The sequence below is a fragment of the Mycobacterium kubicae genome, from assembly GCF_015689175.1.
GTDB classification, from domain to species: domain Bacteria; phylum Actinomycetota; class Actinomycetes; order Mycobacteriales; family Mycobacteriaceae; genus Mycobacterium; species Mycobacterium kubicae.
In genome coordinates, this window is record NZ_CP065047.1 from 501,013 (window position 1) to 527,471 (window position 26,459).

Genomic DNA, 26,459 nt, shown 5'->3' on the forward strand with positions numbered 1-26,459 from the left:
TCCGGCCGGCGAGCGGGGGCTAACCGCAGACCGCGCCTACCGCCGCGGAGTTGACCAGCTTGACGTACTTGGCCAGCACGCCGGTCCTGTAGCGCGGGGGCGGGGGAGCGAAACCCTGTTTGCGCGCTTCGAATTCGTCGGCATCGACAACGACGTCGAGGGTCTGGTTGGCCACGTCGAGGCGGATGTGGTCTCCGTCGCGCAGGAACGCGATCGGCCCGGCGTCCACCGCTTCGGGTGCCACGTGGCCGACGCACAACCCGGTGGTTCCCCCAGAGAAGCGGCCGTCGGTGAGCAACAGCACGTCCTTACCCAGACCGGCGCCCTTGATCGCGCCGGTGATAGCCAACATCTCGCGCATCCCCGGGCCGCCCTTGGGGCCTTCGTAGCGGATCACCACGGCGTCGCCTTTGGTGATGGTGCCGTCTTCCAGAGCGTCCAACGCCGCGCGCTCGCCGTCGAAAACCCTTGCGGTCCCTTCGAATACATCGGATTCGAAGCCGGCTGACTTGACCACCGCACCTTCGGGGGCCAGCGATCCGCGCAGAATGGTGATGCCACCGGTCGGATGAATCGGGTTCTGCAGCGCCCGCAGCACCTTGCCGTCGGGGTCCGGCGGGTTGATGTCGGCGAGGTTCTCGGCCATGGTCCTGCCGGTCACCGTCAGACAGTCGCCGTGCAGCAGACCGGCATCCAGCAGCGCCTTCATGATCACCGGCACCCCGCCGATGCGGTCGACGTCGATCATCACGTGGCGGCCGAACGGCTTGACGTCGGCCAGGTGCGGCACCTTGGACCCGATGCGGCTGAAGTCGTCGAGGGACAGCGCCACGCCGGCCTCGTGCGCGATGGCCAGCAGGTGCAGCACCGCGTTGGTCGAACCGCCGAAGGCCATCACCACCGCAATGGCGTTCTCGAACGCCTCCTTGGTCAGGATGTCGCGGGCGGTGATGCCGCGGCGTAACAAGCCGACGACGGCCTCGCCGCTGCGGCGCGCGAACCCGTCGCGGCGGCGGTCGGTGGCGGGGGGCGCGGCGCTGCCCGGCAACGACATGCCCAAGGCCTCGGCGGCGCTGGCCATCGTGTTGGCGGTGTACATGCCGCCGCAGGCCCCTTCGCCCGGACAGATGGCCCGCTCGATGGCGTCGACGTCTTCGCGGCTCATCAGCCCGCGGGCACAGGCGCCCACCGCCTCGAAGGCGTCGATGATGGTCACCTCGCGCTGGCTGCCGTCGGACATCTTGGCCACCCCGGGCAGGATCGAGCCCGCATAGAGGAACACCGAGGCCAGGTCCAGCCGTGCGGCGGCCATCAGCATGCCCGGCAGCGACTTGTCGCAGCCGGCCAGCAGCACCGATCCGTCGAGTCGCTCGGCCTGCATGACGGTTTCGACGCTGTCGGCGATCACCTCACGCGACACCAGGGAGAAGTGCATGCCCTCGTGGCCCATCGAGATGCCGTCGGACACCGAGATGGTGCCGAATTCGAGCGGGTAGGCACCGGCCTGGAAAACGCCCTCCTTGACCGCCTTGGCCAGCCGGTCCAGCGGGAGGTTGCACGGGGTGATCTCGTTCCACGACGACGCGACGCCGATCTGGGCCTTGGCGAAGTCCTCGTCACCCATGCCTACCGCGCGCAACATGCCACGGGCGGCGGCCTTCTCCAGACCGTCGGTGACGTCGCGACTGCGGGGCTTGATGTCGACGTCGGTCGGCATCGGGGCTGATTCGTCGATGGTGCGGGACATCATTCAAGTATGCGCGAGCCGCGATAAGCGCCAAAATCCGAGGCTTATACCCCGCTGGGGTATGATGGGCGGCACCGGCCGTTCCTCCTTGGAGAGTAGATGACAACCGCTCACGGATATACGCAGCAGAAGGACAACTACGCCAAGCGGCTGCGGCGCATCGAGGGTCAGGTGCGCGGGATCGCGCGCATGATCGAAGAGGACAAGTACTGCATCGACGTCCTCACTCAGATCAGCGCGGTCAACAGCGCCTTGCGATCGGTGGCGCTCAACCTGCTCGACGAACACCTCAACCACTGCGTCACCCGGGCGGTGGCCGAGGGCGGCACCGAGGCGGACGGCAAACTCGCCGAAGCCTCGGCCGCAATTGCGCGCTTGGTACGTTCGTAATCACTCGGGCGTGTTGAAACCCCAAGTTGGGGTAAAGCAGTCCATGCCGTGCGTACCGTAAGAGCGGCGTAATTGCGTCAGGGCGACCGCGCCTGGGCAATTGCGCGTCCCAAGTTATGACTGCCGTGACCGAGATACCCACCACTGCCTCGCGAACGTGGACGCCACGGATCGCCGCGCAGCTGTCTGTGCTGGCCGCGGCGGCCTTCATCTACGTCACCGCCGAGATCCTGCCGGTGGGCGCGCTGTCGGCGATCGCGCGCAATCTGCACGTCAGCATCGTGTGGGTGGGCACGCTGCTGTCCTGGTATGCCCTGGTCGCGGCGCTGACGACGTTCCCGCTGGTGCGCTGGACCGCGCATTGGCCGCGCCGCCGCACCCTGGTGGTGAGCCTGGTGGTGCTGACCGTCTCGCAGCTCATATCGGCGCTGGCGCCCAACTTCGCGGTGCTGGCCTGCGGGCGGGCACTGTGCGCGGTGACGCACGGGTTGCTGTGGTCAGTGATCGCTCCCGTCGCGACCCGCCTGGTACCACCCAGCCACGCCGGACGCGCCACCATGTCGATCTACGTCGGGACCAGCCTGGCGTTGGTGATCGGCAGCCCGTTGACGGCCGCCCTGAGCCTGATGTGGGGCTGGCGGCTCGCGGCGGTGTGCGTCACGGTCGCCGCGGCTGTGGTCACGGTGGCGGCCCGGCTGATCCTTCCGGAGATGACGCTCAGTGCCGACCAGCTGCAATACGTCGGTCCGCGGGCCAACCACCACCGCAACCGGGCGCTGATCATCATCAGCCTGATCACCATGGTCGGGGTCACCGGCCACTTCGCCTCCTACACCTACATCGTGGTGATCATCCGGCAAGTCGTCGGGGTGCGCGGGGCCAATGTGGCCTGGCTGCTGGCCGCCTACGGGGTCGCCGGCGTGCTGGCGGTGACCTTGGTGGCGCGGCCGCTGGACCGTCGGCCTCGTGGGGCCATCATCGTCTGCATCGCCGGATTGACGGCCTCGTTCGTCGTCTTGACGGCGCTGGCGTTCGGTGGGCATCTGTCCGCCCGAACGGCGTTGGTCGTGGGAACCGGCGCCATCGTGGTGTGGGGCGCGATGGCCACCGCGGTGACACCCATGCTGCAATCCGCGGCGATGCGCGCCGGAGCGGATGACCCCGATGGCGCTTCGGGCCTGTACGTGACGGCCTTTCAGGTCGGCATCATGGCCGGCTCGCTGGCCGGCGGGCTGCTGTACGAGCGCAGTGTGGCGATGATGCTCACCGCGTCGGCGGGATTGATGGCTGTGGCGTTGCTGGGCATGTCGGCCACCCGGCACGTCTTCAAGGTCTCCTCGGCAAGTTCACAGACGACCTGAACCCGCAGCTCAACAACGGTTTCCCGGGCTTTTGCGGGCTGCGATGAGGTCTGCGGCTTCCCCGCTATGCCACACTGGTCACCGACTCGCGACTGGAGGGATGCAATATGTCGCGCTGGAGAAGGGGCCGCACGACGAGGACCCTGTTCGCCGCTGTGAACGCAGCCGGGGTAGCGGCGGTGCTGGTGCTGGGCACCGGCCAGGCCCTGGCCGACCCCGACGACGCACCCGGCGGTCCGGGCCCGGTCATGGCGCCCGCCGACCCACCGGCACCCGACCCGCTGGCCCTGCCGCCGGCACCCGATCCGCTGGCGCTGCCCCCGGCTCCGCTCGGCCTGCCGCAGGACCCGCAGTTGGTGCCGGCCGCCGCCGGTGCGACGGCCGCCGGTCAGGACCCGACGCCGTTCGTCGGCGACCCGCCATTCCGGCCGCCGACGTTCAACCCGGTCAACGGCGCGATGGTCGGGGTGGCAAAGCCCATCATCATCAACTTCCAGGTGCCGATCGCCAACCAGGCGATGGCCGAACGTGCGGTGCACATCTCCTCGATCCCACCGGTGCCGGGCAAGTTCTACTGGATGACCCCGAGCCAATTGCGCTGGCGTCCGCTCAGCTTCTGGCCGGCCAACACCGCAGTGAACATCGACGCGGCCGGCACCAAGTCCAGCTTCCGCACCGGTGACGCGCTGGTGGCCACGGCCGACGACGCGACCCACCAGATGACGATCACCCGCAACGGCACGGTGGTGCAGACGTTCCCGATGTCGATGGGAATGTCCTCCGGGGGACACCAGACCCCCAACGGCACCTACTACGTGCTGGAGAAGATGCCCACGGTCGTGATGGATTCGTCGACATACGGGGTGCCGGTGAACTCGGCGCAGGGCTACAAGGTGACGGTGTCCGACGCGGTCCGCATCGACAACAGCGGCAACTTCGTGCACAGCGCGCCGTGGTCGGTGGCCGATCAGGGTAAGCGGGACGTCAGCCACGGCTGCATCAACCTCAGCCCGTCCAACGCCAAGTGGTTCTACGACAACTTCGGCAGCGGCGACCCCATCGTGGTGAAGAACTCCGTAGGGACCTACAACAAGCCCGACGGGGCCTCAGACTGGCAGTTGTAAACGGCAGGATCGCGCGAACGAGGAGGGATGCATATGTCGGATCGGCGGAGGGGAAGCCTCTTCGGCGCTCTGAAGGCGGCGGGAATCGCGTCGGTGCTGGGACTGGCGCTGGTCCTGACGGCGGGTCCGGCGCTGGCCGATCCCGATCCCGTACCGGGTGACCCGGCGGCCCCTCCCGCGGCAGACAACCCGCCACCGTTCGTCGGCGCGGCGCCGTTCGGGCCGCCGCGGATCAACCCGGCCAACGGCGCGACCGTGGGCGTGGGCCAGCCGATCATCATCGATTTCCCGGGGCGGGTGGACGACGCCGGCGCCGCGGAAGGCGCGATCCGCGTTACGTCGACGCCGCCGGTCGACGGCAAGTTCTACTGGCAGACCCCGACTCAACTGCGGTGGCGGCCGTTGAATTTCTGGCCCGCTCACACCGACGTGACCGTCGACGCGGGAGGCACCGTGTCGAGCTTCCGGACCGGTGATCAGCTGATTGCTACCGCCGACGACGCCACCCACCAGTTGACGGTTACCCGTAACGGGGCCGTTGTGCAGACCTTCCCGATGTCGATGGGCATGGCCAGCGGCGGTCACCAGACGGCGAACGGCACCTATTACGTGCAAGAGAAGATGGCGTCTGTGGTGATGGATTCCTCGACCTACGGGGTTCCGGTCAATTCGGCCAACGGCTACAAGATCACCGTGGCCGACGCGGTCCGCTTCGACAACAGCGGCAACTTCGTGCACAGCGCGCCGTGGTCGGTGGATGACCAGGGCCGGCGCGACGTCAGCCACGGTTGCATCAACCTGAGCCCGACGAACGCCAAGTGGTTCTTCACCAACTTCGGCCCGGGCGATCCGATCATCGTGAAGAACTCCGTCGGCACCTATACCCGCAACGACGGCTCCAACGACTGGATGAGCTGACCGGGTTAGCTCGTCGCGGGGTGCTCTGCGGTGGGTGCTCCGCAGCGTCGAGTGTGAGCGTGCGGCGTCGAGAGTTGCTCTGCGGCGGGAAATCCGGCGATTCGTCGCCCTGAGCTCACACTGAAAGCCCCAGGTTCACGGTCAACACCGATGCCGCGTCAGGTTCACGCTCTGCGGCGTCGAGTGTGAACGTGCGGCGTCGAGAGTTGCTCTGCGGTGGGAAATCCGGGGATTCGTCGCCCTGAGCTCACACTGAAGGCCCCAGGTTCACAGTCAACAGCGATGCGCCCCAGGTTCACGCTCTGCGGCGTCGAGTGTGAACGTGCGGCGTCGAGAGTTGCTCTGCGGTGGGAAATCCGGGGATTCGTCGCCCTGAGCTCACACTGAAGGCCCCAGGTTCACAGTCAACAGCGATGCCGCCCCAGGTTCACGCTCTGCGGCGTCGAGTGTGAGCGTGCGGCGTCGAGAGTTGCTCTGCGGCGGGAAACCCGGCGATTCGTCGCCCTGAGCTCACACTGAAGGCCCCAGGTTCACCACTCAGCGGCCAATACCGCCGCATGTTCACACTCGGCGGCCTGGGACCACCGCGGCTTCACACTCGATGCGGCAAGGGCTTCCGCTGCCGCCCGGATTATGTATAGCATCATACATAAGCTGGTTAGCGACCCGAGGAGTCCGAATGCGAAGCCCGCGCGAACGGATGGTGGTGTCCGCCGCGCTGCTGATCCGGGAACGCGGCGCGCACGCCACCGCGATCTCGGACGTGCTGGCCCACAGCGGCGCCCCGCGCGGATCGGCGTATCACTACTTCCCGGGTGGCCGCACTCAACTGCTGTGTGAAGCCGTCGACTACGCCGGTGACTACATCGCGCGGATCATCACCGAATCCGAGGGCGGCGTCGCCCTGCTCGACGCGCTGATCGAGCGGTACCGCGAGCAACTGCTGACCACCGACTTCCGCGCCGGCTGCCCGATAGCGGCAGTGTCGGTCGAAGCGGGAGAAGCCGCCGACCGGGAAAAGATGGCCCCGGTGATCGAACGCGCGGCGGCGGTCTTCGACCGCTGGTCGGACCTGATCGCGCAGCGCTTCATCGCCGACGGCGTCGCGGCGCAGCGCGCCCACGAACTGGCGGTGCTGGCCACCTCGGCGCTGGAAGGCGCCCTACTGCTGGCCCGCGTCCGCCGCGACGTGGCCCCCCTGGATCTGGTGCACCGGCAACTGCACGACCTCCTCGTGACCGAGCTGGGTAGAAAGGACTCCCCGCAATGACCACCACTGACTGGCAGCCCTCCGCCTGCATCTTGTGCGAATGCAACTGCGGGATCGTCGTGCAGGTCGAAGACCGCAAGCTCGCCCGCATCCGGGGCGACAAAGCGCACCCGGCGTCGCAGGGCTACACCTGCAACAAGGCGTTGCGCCTGGACCACTACCAGAACAGCCGCGGCCGGCTGACCTCCCCGCTGCGTCGGCGCCCCGACGGGACTTACGAGGAAATCGATTGGGACACCGCCATTATCGAGATCGCCGAACGGTTCAAGCACATCCGCGACGTGTACGGCGGGGAGAAGATCTTCTACTACGGCGGCGGCGGCCAGGGCAACCACCTCGGCGGCGCCTACAGCGGCGCGTTCCTCAAGGCGCTGGGCTCGCGGTATCGGTCGAATGCGTTGGCGCAGGAGAAAACCGGCGAAGCGTGGGTCGACGCGCAACTGTACGGCGGACACACCCGCGGTGAATTCGAACACGCCGAGGTGTCGGTGTTCGTCGGCAAGAACCCGTGGATGTCGCAAAGCTTCCCGCGAGCGCGGGTGGTGCTCAACGAGATCGCCAAAGACCCGGCCCGCTCCATGATCGTCATCGACCCCGTGATCACCGACACCGCGAAGATGGCCGACTATCACTTGCGGGTGCGGCCCGGATCCGACGCCTGGTGCCTGGCCGCGCTGGCCGCCGTCCTGGTGCAGGAAAACCTCTGCAACGAAGCGTTTCTCGCCGAGCATGTGCACGGCGCCGACACCGTGCGCGCGTTGCTGCGCGAGGTCGACGTCGCCGACTATGCCGCGCGCTGCGGTGTCGACGAGGAACTGCTGCGCGCCGCGGCGCGACGCATCGGCACCGCGTCCAGCGTCTCGGTGTTCGAAGACTTGGGCGTCCAGCAGGCGCCGAACAGCACCGTGTGCTCGTATCTGGACAAGCTGCTGTGGATCCTCACCGGCAACTTCGCCAAAAAGGGCGGCCAGCACCTGCATTCGTCGTTCGCACCGCTGTTCAGCACCGTCTCCGGCCGCACCCCGGTGACCGGCGCTCCGATCATCGCCGGCTTGGTGCCGGGCAACGTCGTGCCCGAAGAGATTCTGACCGACCACCCCGACCGGTTCCGGGCGATGATCGTGGAAAGCGCCAATCCCGCTCATTCACTGGCCAATTCGGCGGCATGCCGGGAAGCGTTCGAGTCGCTGGAACTGCTGGTGGTCATCGACATCGCGATGACGGAGACGGCGCGGCTGGCTCATTACGTGCTGCCGGCGTCCTCGCAGTTCGAGAAGTGCGAAGCCACCTTCTTCAACCTCGAATTCCCGCGCAACGCAATGCAGTTGCGGCACCCGCTGATGGACCCGCTGCCCGGCACGCTGCCCGAGCCCGAGATCTGGGCGCGACTGGTCCGGGCGCTGGACATGGTGCACGACGACGACCTGCGGCCGCTGCGCGAGGCGGCACAGCGCGGGCGGCAGGCCTACACCGAAGCCTTTCTGACCGCGGTCGGCAGCAACCCGACGGTGGCCAAACTGCTGCCGTATGTCCTCTACGAAACGCTCGGGCCCACGCTGCCCAACGGCCTGGCCGGCGCGGCCGCGCTGTGGGGGCTCGCGCAGAAGACGGCGATGACCTATCCCGACGCCGTCCGGCGCGCCGGCCACGCCGACGGCAACGCGCTATTCGACGCCATCGTGAACAGCCCGTCCGGTGTCACCTTCACCGTGCACAACTACACCGACGACTTCGACCTGATCAGCCACGCCGATCACAAGATCGCGCTGGAAATCCCGCAGATGCTCGACGAGATCCGCGCGCTGTCCCGCACGCCGCAGCGGCTGACCACACCCGAACTGCCGATAGTGCTCTCGGTCGGAGAACGGCGCGCCTACACGGCCAACGACATCTTCCGCGACCCGTCCTGGCGTAAACGCGACGCCGACGGCGCATTGCGGGTCAGCGTCGAAGACGCCCAAGCCCTGGGGCTGCACGACGGGTGCCGCGCCCGGATCACCACCGCGGCCGGCAGCGCGGAGGCCACCGTCGAGGTCACCGAAACCATGCTGGCCGGACATGCGGCGCTGCCCAACGGTTTTGGACTCGATTACACCGACGACCAAGGCCGCACCGTCATTCCGGGCGTCGCGCCCAACACGCTGACCTCCACCCAGTGGCGCGACCCGTATGCCGGCACGCCGTGGCACAAGCATGTCCCGGCGCGCATCGAACTAGCGCGGGCTTAGTTCCAGATCCGCACCCGGTGCCGCGGGTCCAGGAACAGCGCGTCGTTCTCGGAAACCTCGAACGCGTCGTAGAACGCGTCGAGGTTGCGCACCACGCCGTTGCACCGGAACTCCGGCGGCGAGTGCGGGTCCACCGCGAGGCGCCGAATCGTCTCGGCGACACGGGATTTCGTCCGCCACACCTGCGCCCAGCCGAAGAACACCCGCTGCACGCCGGTCAGGCCGTCGATGACCGGGGCGGGCTGGCCGTTCAGCGACAGCTGGTAGGCGAGCAGCGCGATACCCAGGCCGCCCAGGTCGCCGATGTTCTCCCCGACGGTGAAGGCGCCGTTGACGTGGTGGCCGTTGTCCAGCCCGCGCGGCGTGTAGGCCTCGTACTGCTCGATCAGCGCCTTGGTGCGGGCGCCGAACTCGGCGCGGTCGTCGTCGGTCCACCAGTCCACCAGGTTGCCGTCGCCGTCGTACTTGGCGCCCTGGTCGTCGAATCCGTGCCCGATCTCATGGCCGATCACCGCACCGATGCCGCCGTAGTTGGCGGCGTCGTCGGCCTCGGCGTCGAAGAACGGCGGCTGCAGAATGGCTGCGGGGAAAACGATTTCGTTCATGCCCGGGTTGTAATAGGCGTTGACGGTCTGCGGTGTCATGAACCATTCGTCGCGGTCGACCGGGCCGCCGAGCTTGGCCAGTTCGCGGTCGAATTCGGCGGCGTAGCCGCGCTGGTAATTGCCGTAGAGGTCATGACGGTCGATCACCAAGTTCGAGTAGTCGCGCCACTTGACCGGGTAGCCCACCTTGGCGGTGAACTTGCCCAGCTTCGTCAGCGCCTTTTCCCGCGTCTGGGGGGTCATCCAGTCCAGGTCGCTGATGCTGATCCGGTAGGCCTCCTGCAGGTTGTGCACCAGCGTGTCGATGCGAGCCTTGGCGTCGGGCGGGAAATGCCGTTCCACGTAGAGCTTTCCGACCGCATCGCCCATCAGGCTCTCCACCAGCGACACTGCCCGCTTCCACCGGTCCCGGATCTGCTCGGTGCCGGTCATCCGGCGGCCGTAGAACTCGAAGTCCTCGGCCACCAGGGCCTGGGTCAACCAGGGCGCGCGGGCGCGGATCACCCGCCACCGCGCCCACCACTTCCATTCCTGCAGATCCTCGCTTTCCCACAGCGCCGCAAACGCGCTGAGGTAATCGGGTTGGCGCACAACCACTTCCGCGACCGCTTCCGGGCTGCTTCCCAGCGCAGTGATCCAGCCCGTCCAGTCGAAGCCGGGCGCTTCGGTCGGCAGGTCGGCGAAAGTGCGCAGGTTGTAGGTCAGGTCGGCGTCGCGCCGCTTGACCACATCCCAGTGGGCCGCCGCCAGCTTGGATTCCAGCGCCACGACGCGCGCGGCGGTGTCCTGGTAGAAGTTCACGTCGCCGCCGAACACCAGGGCGAACATGCGGGCGATGTGGCCCGGGTAGGCCGCCAGCAGCTCAGCGTGCTGCTCGTCGCGGAAATAGGACTCGTCGGGCAGGCCGATGCCCGACTGGCTGAAGTGCACCAGGTACCGCGTCGAGTCCTTGGAGTCGGTGTCGATGTACATGCCGACGCCGCCGCCCACGCCGGTGCGTTGCAGCGCCCCGACGACGGCGGCCAGCGCGCTGGCATCGGTCGCGGTGTCGATCGGCGCCAATTCGTCGAGCAGGGGTTGCACGCCGCGGCGTTCGACGGCGTCCTCGTCGAGGAAGCTGGCGTACAGGTCACCGACGCGCTGCTCATCGGTACCCGGCGGCGCGCCCTTCTCACTCGCCTCGATGATCAGGTCGCGGACCTGCTCCTCGGCGCGGTCGTAGAGCTGGCGGAAGGCGCCGTCGGTGGCGCGGTCGGCGGGGATGTCGTACTCGTTGAGCCAGCGGCCGTTGACGTAACCGAACAGGTCGTCTTGGGGGCGGGCGGCGGCGTCGACGTAGCTCAGGTCGATGCCCGAGCGGATGGCCTCTACAGTCACCCAACCATCCTTCCATCTTTGCGGAGTGCGACGATCGGGCCATGCCTGACCAGGACAAGACCGCGGAACTCGAGGACGAGGACGTCGTCGAAGCCGACGCCGACGACGAGTCGGACGCCGGGCGTGCACGGATCTTCACTCCGTACGGCTTCGCCTCGGCTGCCCTGGGACTGTTGTCGGTGGCGGCGGTGGTGCTCGGCTACTTCGTCTGGTCGGCGCACCGCGACGAGATCAACGAGCGTCACTACCTGACCCGGGTCATGCAGACCGCCGCCGAATGGACCGACGTGCTGATCAATATGAACGCCGGCAACGTCGACGCCAGCCTGCAGCGGTTGCACGACGGCACCGTCGGGCAGCTCAACACCGACTTCGACGCCGCCGTGCAGCCGTACCGGCAGGTGGTGGAGAAGCTGCAGACGCGCAGCAGCGGCCGCATCGAAGCGGTCGCAGTCGAGAGGGTGCACCACGACCTGGACACCCAGCCGGGTACGCAGCGCAACGTGGTGACCACCAAGCTGCCCGCCTTCGCCACCCGCAGCGACTCGGTGATGCTGGTCGCCACGTCGGTCGCCGAGAACACCGGCGCCAAGCCGACGACGGTGCACTGGAACCTGCGCCTGGATGTGTCCGACGTCGACGGCAAGCTGCGGATCTCCGGGCTGGAATCGATCCGATGAGGAACGCGTTGCGGGTGGCCGCCTTCGACGTGCTGGCGCCGCTGGCCGCGATCGCGGCGCTGCTGGCGATCGGCGTCGTGCTGGCCTGGCCGCTGTGGTGGGTATCGGCGTGCTCGGTGCTGGTGCTGCTGATCGTCCAAGCGGTCGCGATCAACTACTGGCTGTATCGGCGGGATGCGGTCACGGTGGGGACCGACGACGACGCGCCGGGGCTGCGGTTGGCCGTCGCCATCCTGAGCACCGCCGCCATCGTCGCAGCGGTGCTGACCGGCTACACCCACTGGACCGGCTCCGACGACGAGTTCAAGGAAGACGCCCAGCACGTGGTGCAGGTGGCCACCGGCATGGCCGAGGCGACGGCGTCGTTCTCACCCACCGCACCGACGGATTCGCTGGACCGGGCGGCGGCCATGATGGTGCCCGAGCAGGCCGAAGCGTTCAAGGCGCAGTACACGAAGTCGACGGCCGATCTGATCCAGCGCAAGGTCACCGCGCAGGCGGCGACGCTGTCGGCCGGAGTGGAGGCGCTCGGGCCGTCGGCGGCCAGCGTGGCGGTGATCCTGCGGGTCACCCAGACCGTTCCCGGTCAGCCCCCCAGTCAGGCCGCGCCGGCGGTACGGGTGAGCCTCACCAAGCGCGGCCACGATTGGTTGGTGGCCGACGTGACGCCGATCAATTCGCGCTGAACGCGGTTAGTTGCCGTTGGCCGCGCGGGTGTTGCGGACCCGCACGAACCGGTCGGAGAGCCGGCGCATCCGGATCATCAGCGACGCCGACGGGCTCACGCTGCCGTCGAGGTAGGTGGCCAGGTCCTCGGCGCTGACGCCGATGCGGGAGGCGAATTCGTGCTCGTGCAGGCCGGACCGGTCCATCAACAGCTTGACGTGGCGGGCCACCTCGGCGCGCTCGTTGTCCTCGAGATGAGTGCGGGCCCGCTCGAGTACCTCCCACAGCGCCTTGGAAACGCCGAACGGGCGAGCGACCTCGAGGACTTCCTCGACCTGGCGGGCGGTGCGCCCGTACGGGTCGCGCTTGAGCGCGGCCGCGATGCGCTTCCAGGTGGCGATGTCACCGCTTTCCAGCGCCGACCGAATGGCGGCGGTGGACCAGAACTCCACCGGCTTGTCGGGCTGCAGGGCAGCGGGCCGCTGCGGAGGCGGCGCGGGGCGCGGGTCAGCAGCCAACGTCACCTCGCCTCCTCCAACATCGCCACGGCCACCGACAGGCAGCGCTGTCTGACTTCTTCCCAGCTTGCCTTGTCATCCGGTTCTGACCACTCGTCGTCCAGGTCAGACGGTTGGGGATCCGACAGCCGGCTAACCAATTGCGTGGCCATCACATGCCGCCTCGACACCGAACCGGCTGGTTGACAACAGTAATACCTGTCCATGCTGGACAGCACCACCGCTGCGGTTTCGGGTTCCATTGTCTCGACCATGTCAGCAAATTCGGCGTAATCGCGGCTGCTGTTACGGCACATGATCAGGTAGCCCTTGAGCCGCAGCGTTTCGGCGCCCGTCGGGATCTGTAACCGGTCGCCGGTGGGCAGCTGGACGTTGGTGGTTTCCACCGGGCTGCGCCGTTCGTACTCCGGGCACACCGACGCTCCGCGCCTGCCGCGTTGGGAGGCGTTGATTTCCAGCGCGTCGAGGGCCACCGAAAGCCGCCGGCGCCACACCGTCACCGGGTGCACGGGCCGCTCGGCCCACGCCATCGCCCGCGCCAGGCCGCTGCGGTAGGCCAGCTCCACGACCCTGCGGGCCGTCGACTGACCGTTGGCGGATTTCTCCTCGGCCGAGGCGGCGACGATCGGGACGGTGTGTCCGTTGGTCTCCTCGTCCGCGACCTGGGCGGGCTCATTGCCGCGGTCACACCCGGTGAAGGCCAGCGGGTCGGTCACCGTGATGGCATCGGGGGCAAGGTCTTTGAGCTTGGCGGCCGACTTGATCACCATGCGCAGGTCCGCGCTGGGCGCAATCGCCGCGGTGATGTCCTCCGGAATGACCACGACGTCGCCCAGATCGACCTCGGGCAGCGGCCGGTCGAAGTCGACCGACGGCAAGACCCGCGCCATCCAGCCGGGCAGCCACCAGTTCCACTTGGAGAACATCGCCATGAGCGCGGGCACCATGATCAGCCGCACGACGGTGGCGTCGACGGCGATCGCGACCGCGCAGGCCACCCCGATCTCGGCGACCAGCGGCATGCCGGCGAAGGCGAAGCCGCAGAACACCGCGATCATGATCAGCGCGGCGCTGGTGATGGTCCGGGCGCTGGTGCTCACTCCGTAGGCCACCGCGTCGCGGGTGTGCCCGGTCTGCAGGAAGCGTTCTCTGATCCGGGTGAGCAGAAAGATCTCATAGTCCATCGACAACCCGAACGTCATCGCCAGCACCAGCGGGGGCACGGTGCTGTCGATCGACGTCAGCTGCGGGAAGCCCAGGGCGTCGGCCCAGCCCCATTGGAAGATCATCACCAGGCTGCCGTAGGCCGCGGCCACCGAGAGCAGCGTCATCACGACGCCCTTGAGCGCCAGCAACACCGAGTGCACCGACACCAACAGCATCAGGAACGCGATCGTCGCCACGAACAGCAGGACCAGCGGCTGGGTGGCCGCCACTCGGCCGTCGAAGTCCTTGATCAGCGCGGTCGAGCCGCCGACGTCGATGCGCGCCGAACCAATGTCGGCGACCGCGGGTAGCTGGGTGCGCATCCAGTCGACCGTCTGGCGGGCCCGCATGTCCTCGGGATCGACCGAGAGCACCGCATTGAGCAGGGCGCTGCTGTTGTCGTCGGCGAACTTCGGCGGGGACACCGAGGCGACGTCGGGTCCCTGGCTCATCTGCTGGCGGATGCCGGCCAGGACCTGCCGGTGCTCGGGTGCTGAAGCGCTGCCGTCGGGGAAGGTGACCAACACCTGGATGGGCCCCAGCGCGCCGGGCCCGAGCGCCTGCGCCGCCGCCGACACACCGGCCCGAATCTCGTGCGAGGAATCGAACTGCCGCAGCAGGCTGTTGCCCAGCACCATCGACGTCGCGGGCGCGGCCATGAGCAGCAGCACGGTGGATGCGGCCAGCGCCGAAATCCAGGGGCGCCGCATCACCCACCCGACCCAGCGCATCCAGAACTGCGATTGGGTGCTTTCCGGCCGGCGCGACCAATGCAGCCAACGCGACCTCTTGGCGGCCGACCGGCCGAAGGTCGCCAGCACGGCCGGGGTCAGGGTCGCCGAGGTCAGCATGGCGACCGCGACCGCCAGAATCGCGCCGGTGGCCATCGACTTCAACGCGGGGGTGTTGATCAGATAGATGCCGGTCAGCGAGGCGATCACGGTCATGCCGGACAGCACCACCGCCAGGCCCGAGGTGGCCATCGCGGCGTCGACGGCCTCCTGGTGCTGGCGGCCGGTGCGCAACTCCTCGCGGAACCGCATCAAGATGAACAGCGAATAGTCCACGGCCAAGGCGATGCCGAACATGGACACCGTCGACGTCACGAACACCGACATGCTGGTGTGCATCGACAGCAGATAGACCAGGCCCATGGTGACCACGACGGTGCACACGCCCAACGCCAGCGGGATGGCCGCGGCCGCCAGCGAGCCGAACACCGCCAGCAACACGATCAGGATGATCGGAAGGTTCCACTTCTCGGCGGCGGCGATGTCGTGTTTGGTGTTGGCCGCCGCGGCGGCGGTCAGCGCGCCCTGGCCGATGACGTAGAGCCGCACCCGGCCGTTGGCGGTCTGACCGGACCGATCACCCTTGACGCCGACCTTCTCCCGCAGCTTCTTGGCCAGGTCGCTGGTGCCCGCGTTGCGGGCGTCCAGCCGCAGCGACACCACGTAGGGCCGGTCGGGTTGCGGGGGCCGCTGCGTGGGGTTGGGCACCTCCGACACCCCGGGCAACTCGCCGGCGATGGCCTTCAGTTGCGTGACGGCGTCGTTGATGTCCTGGAAGGTCGCGTCGGGGCGGGGAGCGGCCACCAGCGCCAGCGAGGAGGCGCCCAGGTCGGGATATTGCGCGAGCAGCTCGTCGTGCACCGAGATGGATTGGGAGCCGGCCACTTCGAAGCCGCCGCCGGTCAGGTTGCCCGACTGCGTCAACGCCAAATACACCGCTGGAACCAGGGCAAGCAGCCAACCCATGAAGACGAACCAGCGGAATCTGCGCAGGTTGCGACTGAGGCGCATCATGAACTGCTGGATGGCGATCTCCCCGTATTTCTCACGCAACGCGTGCCCGCGAGCCTACCGCAGGGCGCTGAGTCTCTAGCCTGCTTATCGGTTCCTGAGCTGCGGTGACACGGCTTTTGTGCAGATGCGGCGGGATCGTTGCGAACTTGTGATCTTGCGGCGCAGATCACACGAGTTGGCGGGCCGGACGGGACGGGTGGCAGGATGTTGCGGGGCTGTCGCTGCCCGGGGGGATGCCAGGCCGTCTCGACTCAGCCGAACGCGGCGGGCCCAGGAATTGAGGGAGTTTCCATGAAGCCACGCACCCTGACCATGCGACGCGGGCTGCTGGCCGCAGCCATCACCGCGATCGGTGCCGCGCTGCCCGGCGCGGGCACCGCCGTCCTCGCGGCCCCGGCCGCCACCGGCGCCTCGGACCCGTGCGCGGCCAGCGAAGTGGCCCGCACCATCGGCACGGTCGCCAAGCAGGCCGGTGACTACCTGGATTCACACCAAGAGACCAACCAGGTGATGACCAACGCGCTGCAGCAGCAGCCCGGCCCCCAGTCCCTGGGCTCGATCAAGAACTACCTCGACGCCAACCCCAAGGTCGCCAGTGACCTGCAGGGACTGGCCAGCCCGTTGAACAAGCTGGGGACGCAGTGCAAGCTGCCGATCTCGCTGCCTCAGGCGCTGGGCATGGTGCAGGCGGCGCAGAACGGCGGCGGACTGCCCAACCTGCCGGCGCTGGCGCCCGGCGCGACCAGCCCGCTGCCCGGTGGCGCGCCGGCGGGCACCGCCCCGCTGCCCGGCGTGACGCTGCCGCCCGGCCAGAGCATGCCCGGCGCCGCAGCGCCGGTAGCGGGAGCCCCCGCGGCTACCGCCCCGATTCCGGGGGCGGTTCACTAAGCGGGACTATCGCCGCCACAGATCTGGGTGCTCAGGCGATGCGCATACCCGGGTCGGTGGGCGGGTCGTCGCCGTCGGCAGCGGTGGACTTTTCGGTGCGGAAGACGAAGAAGAACACCACCCAGCCGATCGCGGCGATGAACAGCCAGCTGATCAGCCGGTAGATGAGCATTGCCGAGATGGCGTTGGGCAACGCCATGCCGCTGGACACCAGGCCGGGCACCAGGACGGCCTCCACGACCAGCAGACCGCCCGGCATCAGCGGAATGGTGCCCACGGCGCGCGCGGCCGCGTAGGCGACGGTCAGCCCGGCCAACGAGGCGTGGTCGCCGGCGGCGTAGGCGGCGCAGGCCAGGCAGCCGACGTCGGCGATCCAGTTGAACAGCGACCAGCTGAACGCCACCGCCAGATCGCGCCGGCTCAGGCTGACCGACTCGAGCTGGGCGAGGATCTCCCGCCACTTCTCCAGGCCGGTGTCGGCCGGCTTGCCGCGCACGGAGTTGAACCAGGACAAGACCCGGCAGCCGATGCCTTCGAGCAGCTCCGGTCGCGAGGCCACCGCCTGGGCCAGCAGCAGCAGCGCGACGAACCCGCCCAGCGTGAACAGCAGCGAGAACGGGTTGTTCTTGGCGCCCAGAAAGAACGCGCCGCCCAGCCCGAGCAGCGCCAACCCGACCGCCTGCAGCACTCCGGACATCACCAGCTGCCAGGACGCCACCACCGTCGAGGCGCCCCAAATGCGTTGTTGGCGAAGCAAAAACGTCGCCGACAACACCGGCCCGCCGGGCAGCGTGGTGCTCAGTGAATTGGCCGCGTAGAAGGCGGCCTCGGAGCGCAGTTGCTTGACGTGCACGCCGGCGGAGCGCAGCAGCGTGCGCTGGATCTGGGCGAAACTGTGCATCGAGGCGGCGGCGGCGACCATGGCCGCCACCAGCCACCACCAGTTGGCCGCGTACATGCTCGTCCACGCCTTGGCCAGTTGGTCCCAGCCCAGCGCGACCTCGACGGCCAGCACGATCGCGTCGATGCCCAGCACCACCCAGCGCAGCCACCAGTATTTGCCGCGCGGGGCCTCTTCCCGCCGGCCGGCGAGTTTGGGGGTCAGGGCGCCGTGCGACACGGGCTTAGCCTAACCTCGCAGGTAGCGCACAATAACCGCACGTCGCCGACCGTGTCGACCTCGTTCTGAGAGCGTGACCGGATTGTGCCGGGGTGACGGCCTGGTTATTTGCGTTTGACCGTCACCGCCCGCGGATACGCTTGCCGGATGTTGACAAGTCCCGACGACGCTGCGGTGGTGCCGCTGGTCCGGAAGACCGCCGCCTGGTCGTGGCGGTTATTGGTCATCCTGGGTGCCGCGGTGGCCCTGCTCTGGCTCGTCAAAAAGCTCGAGGTCATCGTGGTCCCGGTGTTGCTGGCGCTGATGGTCAGCGCGTTGCTGATACCGGCGGTGGACTGGCTGGACCGGCGCGGCCTGCCGCGCGGCGCGGCGGTGGCACTGGTGTTGCTGAGCGGCTTCGCCATCCTGGGCGGCATCATGACGTTCGTCGTCAGCCAGTTCATCGTCGGGCTGCCCGACCTGGTGCAGCAGGTCGAGCACAGCATCGACTCGTCCCGTAGATGGCTGATCGAGGGCCCGGCGCATCTGCGCCGTGAACAGATCGACAACGCCGGTAACTCGGCGATCGAAGCGCTGCGCAACAACCAGGCGAAGGTGACCAGCGGCGCCATCTCCACCGCCGCCACCATCACCGAACTGCTCACCGGCGCGGTGCTGGTGCTGTTCACGCTGATCTTTTTCCTGTACGGCGGCCGCAACATCTGGCAGTACGTCGCGAAGATCATTCCGGCCCACGTCCGCGACCGGGTGCTGGCCGCCGGGCAGGCCGGCTACGGGTCGTTGATCGGCTATGTACGGGCCACCTTCCTGGTGGCGTTGGTGGACGCGGGCGGGGTGGGTGCCGGATTGGCGATCATGGGGGTGCCGCTGGCGCTGCCGCTGGCCTCATTGGTCTTTCTGGGCGCGTTCATTCCGCTGATCGGTGCTCTGGTGTCCGGCCTGCTGGCCGTGGTGGTGGCGCTGCTGGCCAAAGGGATGCTCTATGCCCTCATGACCCTGGGCGTGCTCATCGCGGTCAACCAGCTCGAGGCGCATTTGCTGCAGCCGCTGGTGATGGGCCGGGCGGTGTCCATTCACCCGCTGGCGGTGGTGCTGGCCATCTCCACCGGAGGTGTGCTCGGCGGCATTGTGGGCGCCCTGCTGTCGGTGCCCACGGTCGCCTTCCTCAACAACGCCATGCAGGTGTTGCTGGCCAAGGATCCGGCCGCCGAGTCGGAGAAACAAACCGAAGAGGCCGACGACACCGGAGCCATCTTGCAGGCCGAACCGGACCGTCCGGGCGATCACCCGCCCCCTGACGAGGACGAAGCCGAGGACGACCGGGAAGCTACAAACGCCCCTCGCGGCGCAGCAAGTCCTGGGCGCTGAGGCCACCACCGCCGGTGCGCCGGCGCTGCCGGGCCGGATCGGTCCCGTTGTCGTCTTGACCACGGGCGTTGAGTTGCTGGGTCGCCGCATCCGAATCGTCGCCCTCGGGCCGCTGCACCGGCAGGGCCGTGGTCTTGTCCCCGTGCTCGGCGGGTGTGTCCTGGGCGCGGCCCGCCACCGGCATGGCGTGGGTCTGACCCTCTGACGGAGTCTTGGGCGCCGGCGGCGCCGTGGGCGGCGACGGCGGGACCGGCGTCGGGGGACGCGTCGGCGCCTTCGACGGCGCGGCCGTGCTCGGTCCGCGCTGCGGAGCCTGGCCGCCGGGTGCGGTGAGGCGGGTCGTCGGAGCTTCCGTCGACCCCGCGCGCACAGGCACCTGCTTGGTGGCCGGGGCTGCCGGGCCGTTCTGGGACGGGATGGCGTCCGGACGGGCACCGCCCGGGGCGGTGCGCACCAGCCGCGGCGCGTCCAGCGCACCGGGCGCCGCGGGGTGCGTCGGGTCGTGCGGGGGGCGCGGCGTGGCGGCAACCAGGCCGGCGGTGACCGGCGGGCGGATGGTGCGACCGGCGCTGACCGGCCGCTTGCGCTCGTCGGGCAGGTGGATCTCGCCCAGACCGATCCGGCTCTGCAGCTGACGCATCCAGCGCGGCGCCCACCAGCAGTCGTCACCGAGCAGCTTCATCACCGACGGCACCAGGAACATGCGGACCACGGTGGCGTCCAGCAACAGCGCCGCCATCAGCCCGAACGCCAGGTACTTCATCATCACCAGGTCGGAGAACACGAACGAACCGGCCACCACGGCCAACACCAGCGCGGCCGCGGTGATCAGGCGTCCGGTGGTCGCCGTACCTATTCGGATGGCTTCCTGAGTGGACATGCCGTGTTCTCGCGCTTCGACCATGCGAGACACCAGGAAGACCTCGTAGTCGGTGGCCAAGCCGTAGCCGACCGCGACCACCAGCGCGATCACCGGCGCGGTCAGCGGCGTCGCGGTGAAGTTCAGCAGCCCAGAGCCGTGTCCGTCGACGAAGATCCAGGTCAAGATGCCCATGGTGGAGCCGAGCGTCAACGCGCTCATCACCGCGGCCTTGATTGGCAAAACCACCGAACCGAACGCCAGGAACATCAACACCGTGGTGGCGCTGAGCAAGATGACCAGCATCGCCGGCATGTTGTCGAACAGGCTATGGATGGAGTCCTGTTCCAGCGCCGGCGTGCCGCCGACATAGACATTTATCCCCTTGGGCGGGGTGATGGAACGTAGCTCCTGCAGTTTCTTCGGCGCGTCACCGGCGTTGAGCAACCCGTTCTGCAGCACCCGGACCGACGGGTCCTTCGAGCCACCGGGCGCCTGGCTGCGTTCCTGCCACATATTGGCCGGGTTGTTGTCCTGCTGGATGAACCCGCTGATCGCCATCGCCTTGCTGCGGACATCGGCAATCTGGCCGTCGGTGACCGGCTGATGGTTGCTGGACTGAATCACCAGCGTCAACGGGTTGGTGCGGTAACCGGGGAAGAGCTTGTCGAAGTGCTCCTGGGACTGCCGCACCGCATTGTTCGGCGGCAGATACTTCTCGCTCATGCCGCCCAGCGACAGGTTGAACAGCGGCAACACCAGCAGGATCATGCCGACGACGATCGGGATGGCGAACACCAGCGGCCGCTTCATCACCCAGTTGACCAGCTTGCCCCAGAAGCCGGCCTCGACCTCTTCGCGGGTCTTGGTCTTCTGCAGCCGGTCAGCCAGCCAGTTCAGGTAGGCACGCGACGGTTTCCAGTTGCGCAGGAACGGCACCCGGAACGCGGTGCGCACGCCCAGCGCGTCGACGTGGCGGCCCAGGACACCCAGCACGGCCGGCAACAGCGTCACCGACAGCACCGCGGCCAGCCCGACGGCGGCGATCAGGGCGTAGGTCAGCGATTTCACGAAGCCCTGCGGCAACATCAGCAGGCTGATGCCGGAGGCGATGATCAACACCGCCGAGAAGACGACCGTGCGCCCGGCGGTCATCACCGTGCGTCTGACCGCCGTCTCGGTGTCGTAGCCTTCGGCGATCTCTTCTCGGAACCGGCTGACCACGAAGAGCCCGTAGTCCACCGCGATACCCAACCCGATCAGCGAGACAACGGGCTGGGCGAAGAAGTGCACCGGCCCGAACACCGCGATCAGCCGCAGGATGCCCAGGGCGCCGGCGATGCTCAAGCCACCCACCATCACCGGCAGGCAGGCCGCGACCGCGCCGCCGAACACCAGGAACAGCACCACGGCCACCAGCGGCAGCGCCAGCACCTCCATGCGGCGCTGGTCGGTGGCGATGGTCCCGGTCAGCGCCTCGGCGACCGGCTCGAGCCCGGCCAGTTGCACGGTGCCGCCGTCGAGCTTCTGCAGCGCGGGCTGGATGGTCTTGTAGTTGTTCAGGATGGTGTCGTCGTCGTCGCCCTTGAGCGGGATGGACACGAACGTGTACTTCTTGTCGTCGGTGGCCATGCCCTTGACGATCGGGCTGGTGGTGTCGGGAGCCCGCAGGTACCCGGCCCAGCCGAGCACCTCTTTGGGGTGGTCGGAGACGAACTTGTTGAGCTCGTCGGTGATCTTCTTCGACCACGCCGGGTCGTTGACGTTCTTGCCGTCCGGAGCTTTGAAGATGGCGACGATGTGGCCGGTGCGGTCGCGGCCGTAGACGTCGTCGCCCAGGACCGAGGCCTTCACCGACTGGCTGCCCTCATCGTAGAAACCGCTCTGGGTGACGTGCTTACCGAGGCTGAGCCCGAAGATGCCGCCGCCCAGGCATAGCGCCACCGTGACCCCGATTACGATGTACCGGTAGCGGTACACAGTTCGACCCCACCAGGCGAACACGTAAGCTCCTTACTGGATCTGCAACGACCCGCGCATTGCTTTGCTTTGCTTTTCGGTTGTCAGACGCTCGGGTTGTTTACTGCACGCGAGGCCTGTTCACACACGCGAGGTCAACAGCGAGGACAGCGGCCGGAATGGCTGCAGCCAAGCTCCCTGCTCAGGTAGCGAATCGAGCCCGATCCGCGGGAGTGGCTCCCGAAAGACACCCGAGATGTCTTCCAGGTCGACGAACTCCAAGGTATCCGACGCTAGCGCCCAACTCGCATGTTCACGAAATCCGAGCACCTGAACCGGTGTTCCGCCGCGGGCGATCTCCTCCAGCGGCTGGCGGAACGCCTGCCCGTCCGCCGAGGCCACCACCAGCGCGGCAAGCCCTTCGTTGTACCGCTGCTCGATGTGTTGGAGCATGTCGCGATCGACGTCGCTGTCCTCGTCGATCTTGGGTTTGGCGAAGACGGCGAAGCCGACGTTGCGCAGCGCGTCGACCCAGGGCCGGACCACTTCGGCGCTGCCCGGCGCGATGTTGGTGAAGACGGTGGCCTCCGGTTCGACCACGACGCCGGGTCGGCCGGCGGCGACGTCGGCGGTGCGGGCCAGTAACCAGCGGCCCAGGGCGTCGAAGCGGGGCCGTTCCAACGCCGTCGGGCGCCGGCCCAGGATCGAGCCCAGCCCCATGTCCAAATTCGGCGCGTCCCACACCAGCAGGACGCGTCCGGGCGCCGCGTAGCCGCCCAGCGGTTCGCCGCTCAGTACCGAATCCGCATCGGCCAGCGGTTCGGGTGTCTCGGCGGTCACGTCTTCGGTCACGCTCATGAAGTCATCGTCTTTTCCAGATCAGTTCGGTGACATCGCGGCCCTCGTGGCGCGCTTTGGTCTCGTACTTGGTGACGGGACGCACAACCGAGATCGGCACCGCCTCGGTGTGCGGGTCGACGCGGACGAATCGAGGTTCGGCGTCACCGACCTCGGCGATGTGCTCGGCATAACCCGAGTGGTCGGTCGCGGCGTGCAGCACACCACCGGGGAGTAGCCGGTCGGCGATCATGGCAATCGTCGCCGGCTGCAGCAACCGGCGTTTGTGGTGGCGCGCCTTGGGCCACGGGTCGGGAAAGAAGACGCGAACACCGGTCAGCGACTCCGAAGGGATCAGGTGTTGCAGCACGTCGACGGCGTTTCCACGGATCAACCGGATGTTGGGCACGCCGGCGCTGTCGATCCCGGCCAGCAGCTGGGCCAGCCCGCGGCGATAGATCTCCACCGCGATGACATCGACGTCGGGTTCGGCCTGGGCCATCGCCAAGGTCGAGGCGCCGTTGCCGCAGCCGATCTCGAGGACCAGCGGCGCCTGGCGACCGAACCAGGCCCCGGCGTCCAGCGGCGCGGTGTCGCTCTCCGAGCGCGCCTGCCTGCCCAGCTGGGGCCACAGCCGCTCCCACAGCTCCCGTTGGGCAGGGGACAGAGCTGAGCGCCGGGAACGGAAGCTGGTCGCCGGGAGGTAGCCGCGGCGAGAATCGTCTTGCTCATCGAACCCGGTGCCGGACTCCACCGGCGTGTCGGGATTTACTCCCAACCCGGGATGCGCGTGCATTTGTCCATGGTGGCCTATGAAGGCTCGGTGTAGCCGCTCCTGATCCAGATTGATACCTAACAGTTGCCTTCGGCTGGTAACGAGTAACACCTGGCTCGCATCTGGGCGACGTAGCTGCCACCATTCGGTGGAACAACCGGCGACAAGGGGCAGAAAGATTTTCGTCGACGAGCTGAGGCGATTCGCTGAGAAGATTGGCGACCCGCGGGTGCGGGCCGTCGCCGAGCGGGCGGGCGCGCCGCTGCGGGTGGCGGTGCGCGGTCGGCCGGGCACGGGAGGCGCCACGGTGAGACGCGCGCTGAACAGCGCGCCGGGGATCGCGGTGGCCGATCCCGCCGACGTGGCGGTGTACGTCACCGTCGAAGTGCTCAAACCCGAGGATCGGGCGATGATCGCCGCGCACCCGCCGGCGTTGATCCTGCTGAACAAGGCCGATCTGACCGGTTTCGGCGGTGCCGGGCCGATGATGGCGGCTCAGGCACGTGCCGCGCAGTTGTCGGCGGTGGCCGGGGTGCCGGTGTTGCCGGTCAGTGCTCTGCTCGCCGTCGCCGCCAGGGACCTCGACCCGGCCCGTTGGGCCGCGTTGCAAGCGCTGGCCGATGCGGGGTGGGCCTGCCTCGATGAGTCCCATGACGGCTTCTTGAGCGCCTCGCTTCCGGTATCGGTTGAAGCGCGGCGCACACTGCTGGAAAAGCTGGACCTGTTCGGAGTCGCCCTGGGCATCGCCGCGGCCCGGCGCCACGGCAGCCTGTCGGGGTTCCGGGCGCTGTTGCGGCGGGTCAGCGGGGTCGACGAGGTCGTCGCGGCGCTCCGCACCGCCGGCGCCAACGTGCGCTACCAGCGGGTGCTGCAGGCGACGGCGGAACTGGCGGCCATCGCGGTCGGCAATGATGCGGTCAGCGAGTTTCTATCCTGCGACGACACGGTGCTGGCCCGGATGGCCGCCGCTGAAGACGTGCTGCGGGCCAGTGGGTTGGACACCGGGCCCGTCGGGCACCTGGAACGCGCGCAACGCTGGCACCGCTACAGCGACGGCCCGCAGGTGCACCGTGCGTGCGCCGCAGACCTGGTCCGCGGCTCGCTTCGACTGTGGTCGCAGGCGGGGGGCATCCCGCAACGCGCGGAGGCCCGATGAGCGAGACCAACCACGACGACCCGGCCGCCGCGGTGGACGAGTTGGTCGCCGCCATCGGGCCGCGGCTGGGTCGGCCCGGCATCAACCGCAAAGACGTGATCCTGGTGACCGGTCCCTGGCTGGCCGGGGTCACCGGCGTGGTCACCGCGCTGCGTGAGCGGTTGCCGCACTGCACCTTCGTCGAGTCGCCGGAGTTGACGCCGGGCGATGCGCCGACGGCGGTGGTGTTCGTCGTGTCGGCGGCGGCGGGCCTGACCGAATCGGACTGCACGCTGCTGGACGCGGCGGCCGAGAACACCGACGTGGTGGTGGGGGTGGTGTCCAAGATCGACGTGCACCTCACCTGGCGGGAGGTGCTGGCCGACAACCGGGACCGGCTGGCCGCGCACGCGCGGCGTTACGCCGAGGTGCCGTGGGTGGGTGTGGCCGCCGTGCCAGAGCTGGGGGAGTCGCGCGTCGACGACCTGGTCGAGACCCTCACGCAACGCCTCGCCGACCCCGACATACCGCGACGAAACAGGTTGCGCGCGTGGGAATCTCGCCTGCGCAAGGTCGCCGAGAGGTTCGACCGCGACGCCGAGGGCAGCGGCCGGCGGGCCCGGGTGGACTCGCTGCGGGAAGAACGCAGCGACGCGCTGCGGCAACGACGGCAGTCCAGGACCGAACGTTCCATCACGCTGCGCGGGCAGATCCAGCAGGCCCGGGTGGAGCTGGCTTACTTCGCCCGCAACCGGTGTTCGTCGGTGCGCGGGGAGCTGCAAGAAGACGTCTCCGGGCTGTCGCGGCGGGACATGGCCGGCTTCGAGGCCCGCGCCCGCGCCCGGGTCGAAGAGGTGGTCAGCGAAGTCGCCGACGGTACCGCCGAGCAGCTCGGCGAGATCGCCGGCGTGCTGGGTGTGCCGCTGGATCTGCCGCCCCTCGAGCCGTTGCCGACGGTCACCATTGCCGCTCCGCCGCTGAAGTCGCGGCGCCTCGAGACGCGGCTGATGATGCTGCTGGGCGCCGGGTTCGGGCTGGGCGTGGCGCTGACCCTGACCCGGGTGATGACCGGGCTGACCGCGGGGCTGCCCGTCGCCGTCACCGCGGCGGGTATCGCGGCGTGTGTGGCGGTCGGCCTGGCGGTCACGGTATGGGTGGTGCACACCCGCGCGCTGCTGCACGATCGGGCCCTGCTGGATCGGTGGGCGGGCGACCTGGTGGCCGAGCTGCGATCGGTCACCGAGCAGCTGGTCGCCAGTCAGGTCCTGGTCGCCGAGTCGTTGCTGAACACCGCCAGCAGCGCGCGCGACGAGGCGGAGAACACCCGGGTGAACGACCAGGTCAGCGCGATCGACAGCGAATTGCGCGAACACGCTATCGCCGCCGCGCGGGCCGCGGCGGTGCGGGACCGGGAGATGCCGACGGTGCAGGCCGCATTGCAAGCGGTGCGTGCGGAATTGGGTGAAACGGGTATATCCGAGGACAACGAATCTTCCGTCGCGCCAGACCCGGGTTGGAGGTTTGATGCCACAGGCAATAGTTTCTAGAGCACAACGGCTTCTGAATCGGTCTTGTGAGCAGGCTTATACCCGCCCGCGCCTTACCCGACAAGTGATGCACGTT

At 68.3% G+C, this 26,459-nt stretch carries 20 protein-coding genes; 12 read left to right on the forward strand and 8 right to left on the reverse strand.

The genetic code is table 11. From position 1 onward, the window contains the following. Positions 1 to 19 precede the first annotated feature (19 nt). On the reverse strand, positions 20 to 1,747 hold the full coding sequence (gene ilvD, locus I2456_RS02435) for a dihydroxy-acid dehydratase (RefSeq protein WP_139822964.1): 1,728 nt from the start codon (positions 1,745 to 1,747) through the stop codon (positions 20 to 22). Between the two features lie 99 nt (positions 1,748 to 1,846). Here ilvD and ricR point away from each other — a divergent pair, with 99 nt between their 5' ends. From ricR to I2456_RS02465, 6 genes are all read left to right on the forward strand, one after another. Continuing rightward, positions 1,847 to 2,137 (forward strand): copper-sensing transcriptional repressor RicR, encoded by a 291-nt coding sequence (ricR, locus tag I2456_RS02440; protein ID WP_068030610.1) that lies wholly within the window; start codon positions 1,847 to 1,849, stop codon positions 2,135 to 2,137. Positions 2,138 to 2,253: 116 nt separating this feature from the next. After that, on the forward strand, positions 2,254 to 3,498 hold the full coding sequence (locus I2456_RS02445; protein ID WP_085072539.1) for an MFS transporter: 1,245 nt from the start codon (positions 2,254 to 2,256) through the stop codon (positions 3,496 to 3,498). A gap of 107 nt (positions 3,499 to 3,605) precedes the next feature. Further along, positions 3,606 to 4,622, forward strand: a complete 1,017-nt coding sequence (locus tag I2456_RS02450; RefSeq protein ID WP_085072538.1) for a L,D-transpeptidase — start codon at positions 3,606 to 3,608, stop codon at positions 4,620 to 4,622. Between the two features lie 33 nt (positions 4,623 to 4,655). After that, positions 4,656 to 5,540 (forward strand): L,D-transpeptidase, encoded by an 885-nt coding sequence (locus tag I2456_RS02455; RefSeq protein WP_068030619.1) that lies wholly within the window; start codon positions 4,656 to 4,658, stop codon positions 5,538 to 5,540. A gap of 679 nt (positions 5,541 to 6,219) precedes the next feature. Next, entirely contained in the window at positions 6,220 to 6,810 is a 591-nt protein-coding gene (locus I2456_RS02460; protein ID WP_085072537.1) for a TetR/AcrR family transcriptional regulator, read from the forward strand. Further along, positions 6,807 to 9,038 carry a molybdopterin-dependent oxidoreductase gene (locus I2456_RS02465; RefSeq protein ID WP_085072536.1) on the forward strand — a complete coding sequence of 744 codons (2,232 nt, stop codon included), beginning with the start codon at positions 6,807 to 6,809 and terminating at the stop codon, positions 9,036 to 9,038. The genes I2456_RS02460 and I2456_RS02465 overlap by 4 nt, the downstream gene beginning before the upstream one ends. Here the strand turns inward: I2456_RS02465 and I2456_RS02470 are convergent. Continuing rightward, the gene (locus I2456_RS02470) at positions 9,035 to 11,020 is read right to left on the reverse strand and encodes a M13 family metallopeptidase (protein WP_085072535.1); all 1,986 of its coding nucleotides are present in this window, start codon (positions 11,018 to 11,020) and stop codon (positions 9,035 to 9,037) included. The two genes, I2456_RS02465 and I2456_RS02470, sit on opposite strands and share 4 nt — an antisense overlap. Positions 11,021 to 11,061: 41 nt before the next feature. Between I2456_RS02470 and I2456_RS02475 the strand changes: the two genes are divergently transcribed. Both I2456_RS02475 and I2456_RS02480 read left to right on the forward strand, forming a co-directional pair. Continuing rightward, on the forward strand, positions 11,062 to 11,700 hold the full coding sequence (locus I2456_RS02475; RefSeq protein ID WP_085072534.1) for a hypothetical protein: 639 nt from the start codon (positions 11,062 to 11,064) through the stop codon (positions 11,698 to 11,700). Beyond that, positions 11,697 to 12,386, forward strand: a complete 690-nt coding sequence (locus tag I2456_RS02480; protein ID WP_068030632.1) for a hypothetical protein — start codon at positions 11,697 to 11,699, stop codon at positions 12,384 to 12,386. The genes I2456_RS02475 and I2456_RS02480 overlap by 4 nt, the downstream gene beginning before the upstream one ends. 6 nt (positions 12,387 to 12,392) lie before the next feature. On the opposite strand, the gene I2456_RS02485 is transcribed toward I2456_RS02480, so the two are convergent. After that, entirely contained in the window at positions 12,393 to 12,890 is a 498-nt protein-coding gene (locus tag I2456_RS02485) for a hypothetical protein (protein WP_068030635.1), read from the reverse strand. Further along, complete coding sequence (locus tag I2456_RS02490; protein ID WP_085072566.1) at positions 12,887 to 15,895, reverse strand: MMPL family transporter; 3,009 nt, start codon at positions 15,893 to 15,895, stop codon at positions 12,887 to 12,889. Before I2456_RS02490 ends, I2456_RS02485 begins: the two co-directional genes overlap by 4 nt. A 291-nt stretch (positions 15,896 to 16,186) precedes the next feature. Here I2456_RS02490 and I2456_RS02495 point away from each other — a divergent pair, with 291 nt between their 5' ends. Beyond that, positions 16,187 to 16,783, forward strand: coding sequence for a hemophore (locus I2456_RS02495; protein WP_085072533.1), 597 nt, complete (start codon positions 16,187 to 16,189; stop codon positions 16,781 to 16,783). Positions 16,784 to 16,814: 31 nt separating this feature from the next. Here I2456_RS02495 and I2456_RS02500 read toward each other — a convergent pair whose 3' ends face one another. Further along, the gene (locus I2456_RS02500; RefSeq protein ID WP_085072532.1) at positions 16,815 to 17,903 is read right to left on the reverse strand and encodes a lysylphosphatidylglycerol synthase transmembrane domain-containing protein; all 1,089 of its coding nucleotides are present in this window, start codon (positions 17,901 to 17,903) and stop codon (positions 16,815 to 16,817) included. Between the two features lie 147 nt (positions 17,904 to 18,050). Between I2456_RS02500 and I2456_RS02505 the strand changes: the two genes are divergently transcribed. Further along, positions 18,051 to 19,271, forward strand: a complete 1,221-nt coding sequence (locus I2456_RS02505; RefSeq protein WP_085072531.1) for an AI-2E family transporter — start codon at positions 18,051 to 18,053, stop codon at positions 19,269 to 19,271. Here I2456_RS02505 and mmpL3 read toward each other — a convergent pair. The 3 genes from mmpL3 to trmB all read right to left on the reverse strand — a co-directional run bounded on the left by mmpL3 (position 19,231) and on the right by trmB (position 23,740). Next, a complete protein-coding gene (gene mmpL3, locus I2456_RS02510; RefSeq protein ID WP_085072530.1) occupies positions 19,231 to 22,134 on the reverse strand; it encodes a trehalose monomycolate exporter MmpL3 in 2,904 nt (967 codons plus the stop codon). The genes I2456_RS02505 and mmpL3 overlap by 41 nt on opposite strands. A gap of 96 nt (positions 22,135 to 22,230) precedes the next feature. After that, positions 22,231 to 22,947 carry an NYN domain-containing protein gene (locus I2456_RS02515; RefSeq protein ID WP_068030643.1) on the reverse strand — a complete coding sequence of 239 codons (717 nt, stop codon included), beginning with the start codon at positions 22,945 to 22,947 and terminating at the stop codon, positions 22,231 to 22,233. A gap of 4 nt (positions 22,948 to 22,951) precedes the next feature. Further along, a complete protein-coding gene (gene trmB / locus I2456_RS02520) occupies positions 22,952 to 23,740 on the reverse strand; it encodes a tRNA (guanosine(46)-N7)-methyltransferase TrmB (RefSeq protein WP_139822967.1) in 789 nt (262 codons plus the stop codon). Positions 23,741 to 23,849: 109 nt separating this feature from the next. On the opposite strand from trmB, the gene I2456_RS02525 reads away from it, so the two are divergent. Then, the gene (locus I2456_RS02525) at positions 23,850 to 24,857 is read left to right on the forward strand and encodes a hypothetical protein (protein WP_085072528.1); all 1,008 of its coding nucleotides are present in this window, start codon (positions 23,850 to 23,852) and stop codon (positions 24,855 to 24,857) included. Continuing rightward, positions 24,854 to 26,383: a hypothetical protein gene (locus I2456_RS02530; protein WP_174814161.1), complete on the forward strand. Its 1,530-nt coding sequence runs from the start codon at positions 24,854 to 24,856 to the stop codon at positions 26,381 to 26,383. Before I2456_RS02525 ends, I2456_RS02530 begins: the two co-directional genes overlap by 4 nt. Positions 26,384 to 26,459: the final 76 nt, after the last annotated feature.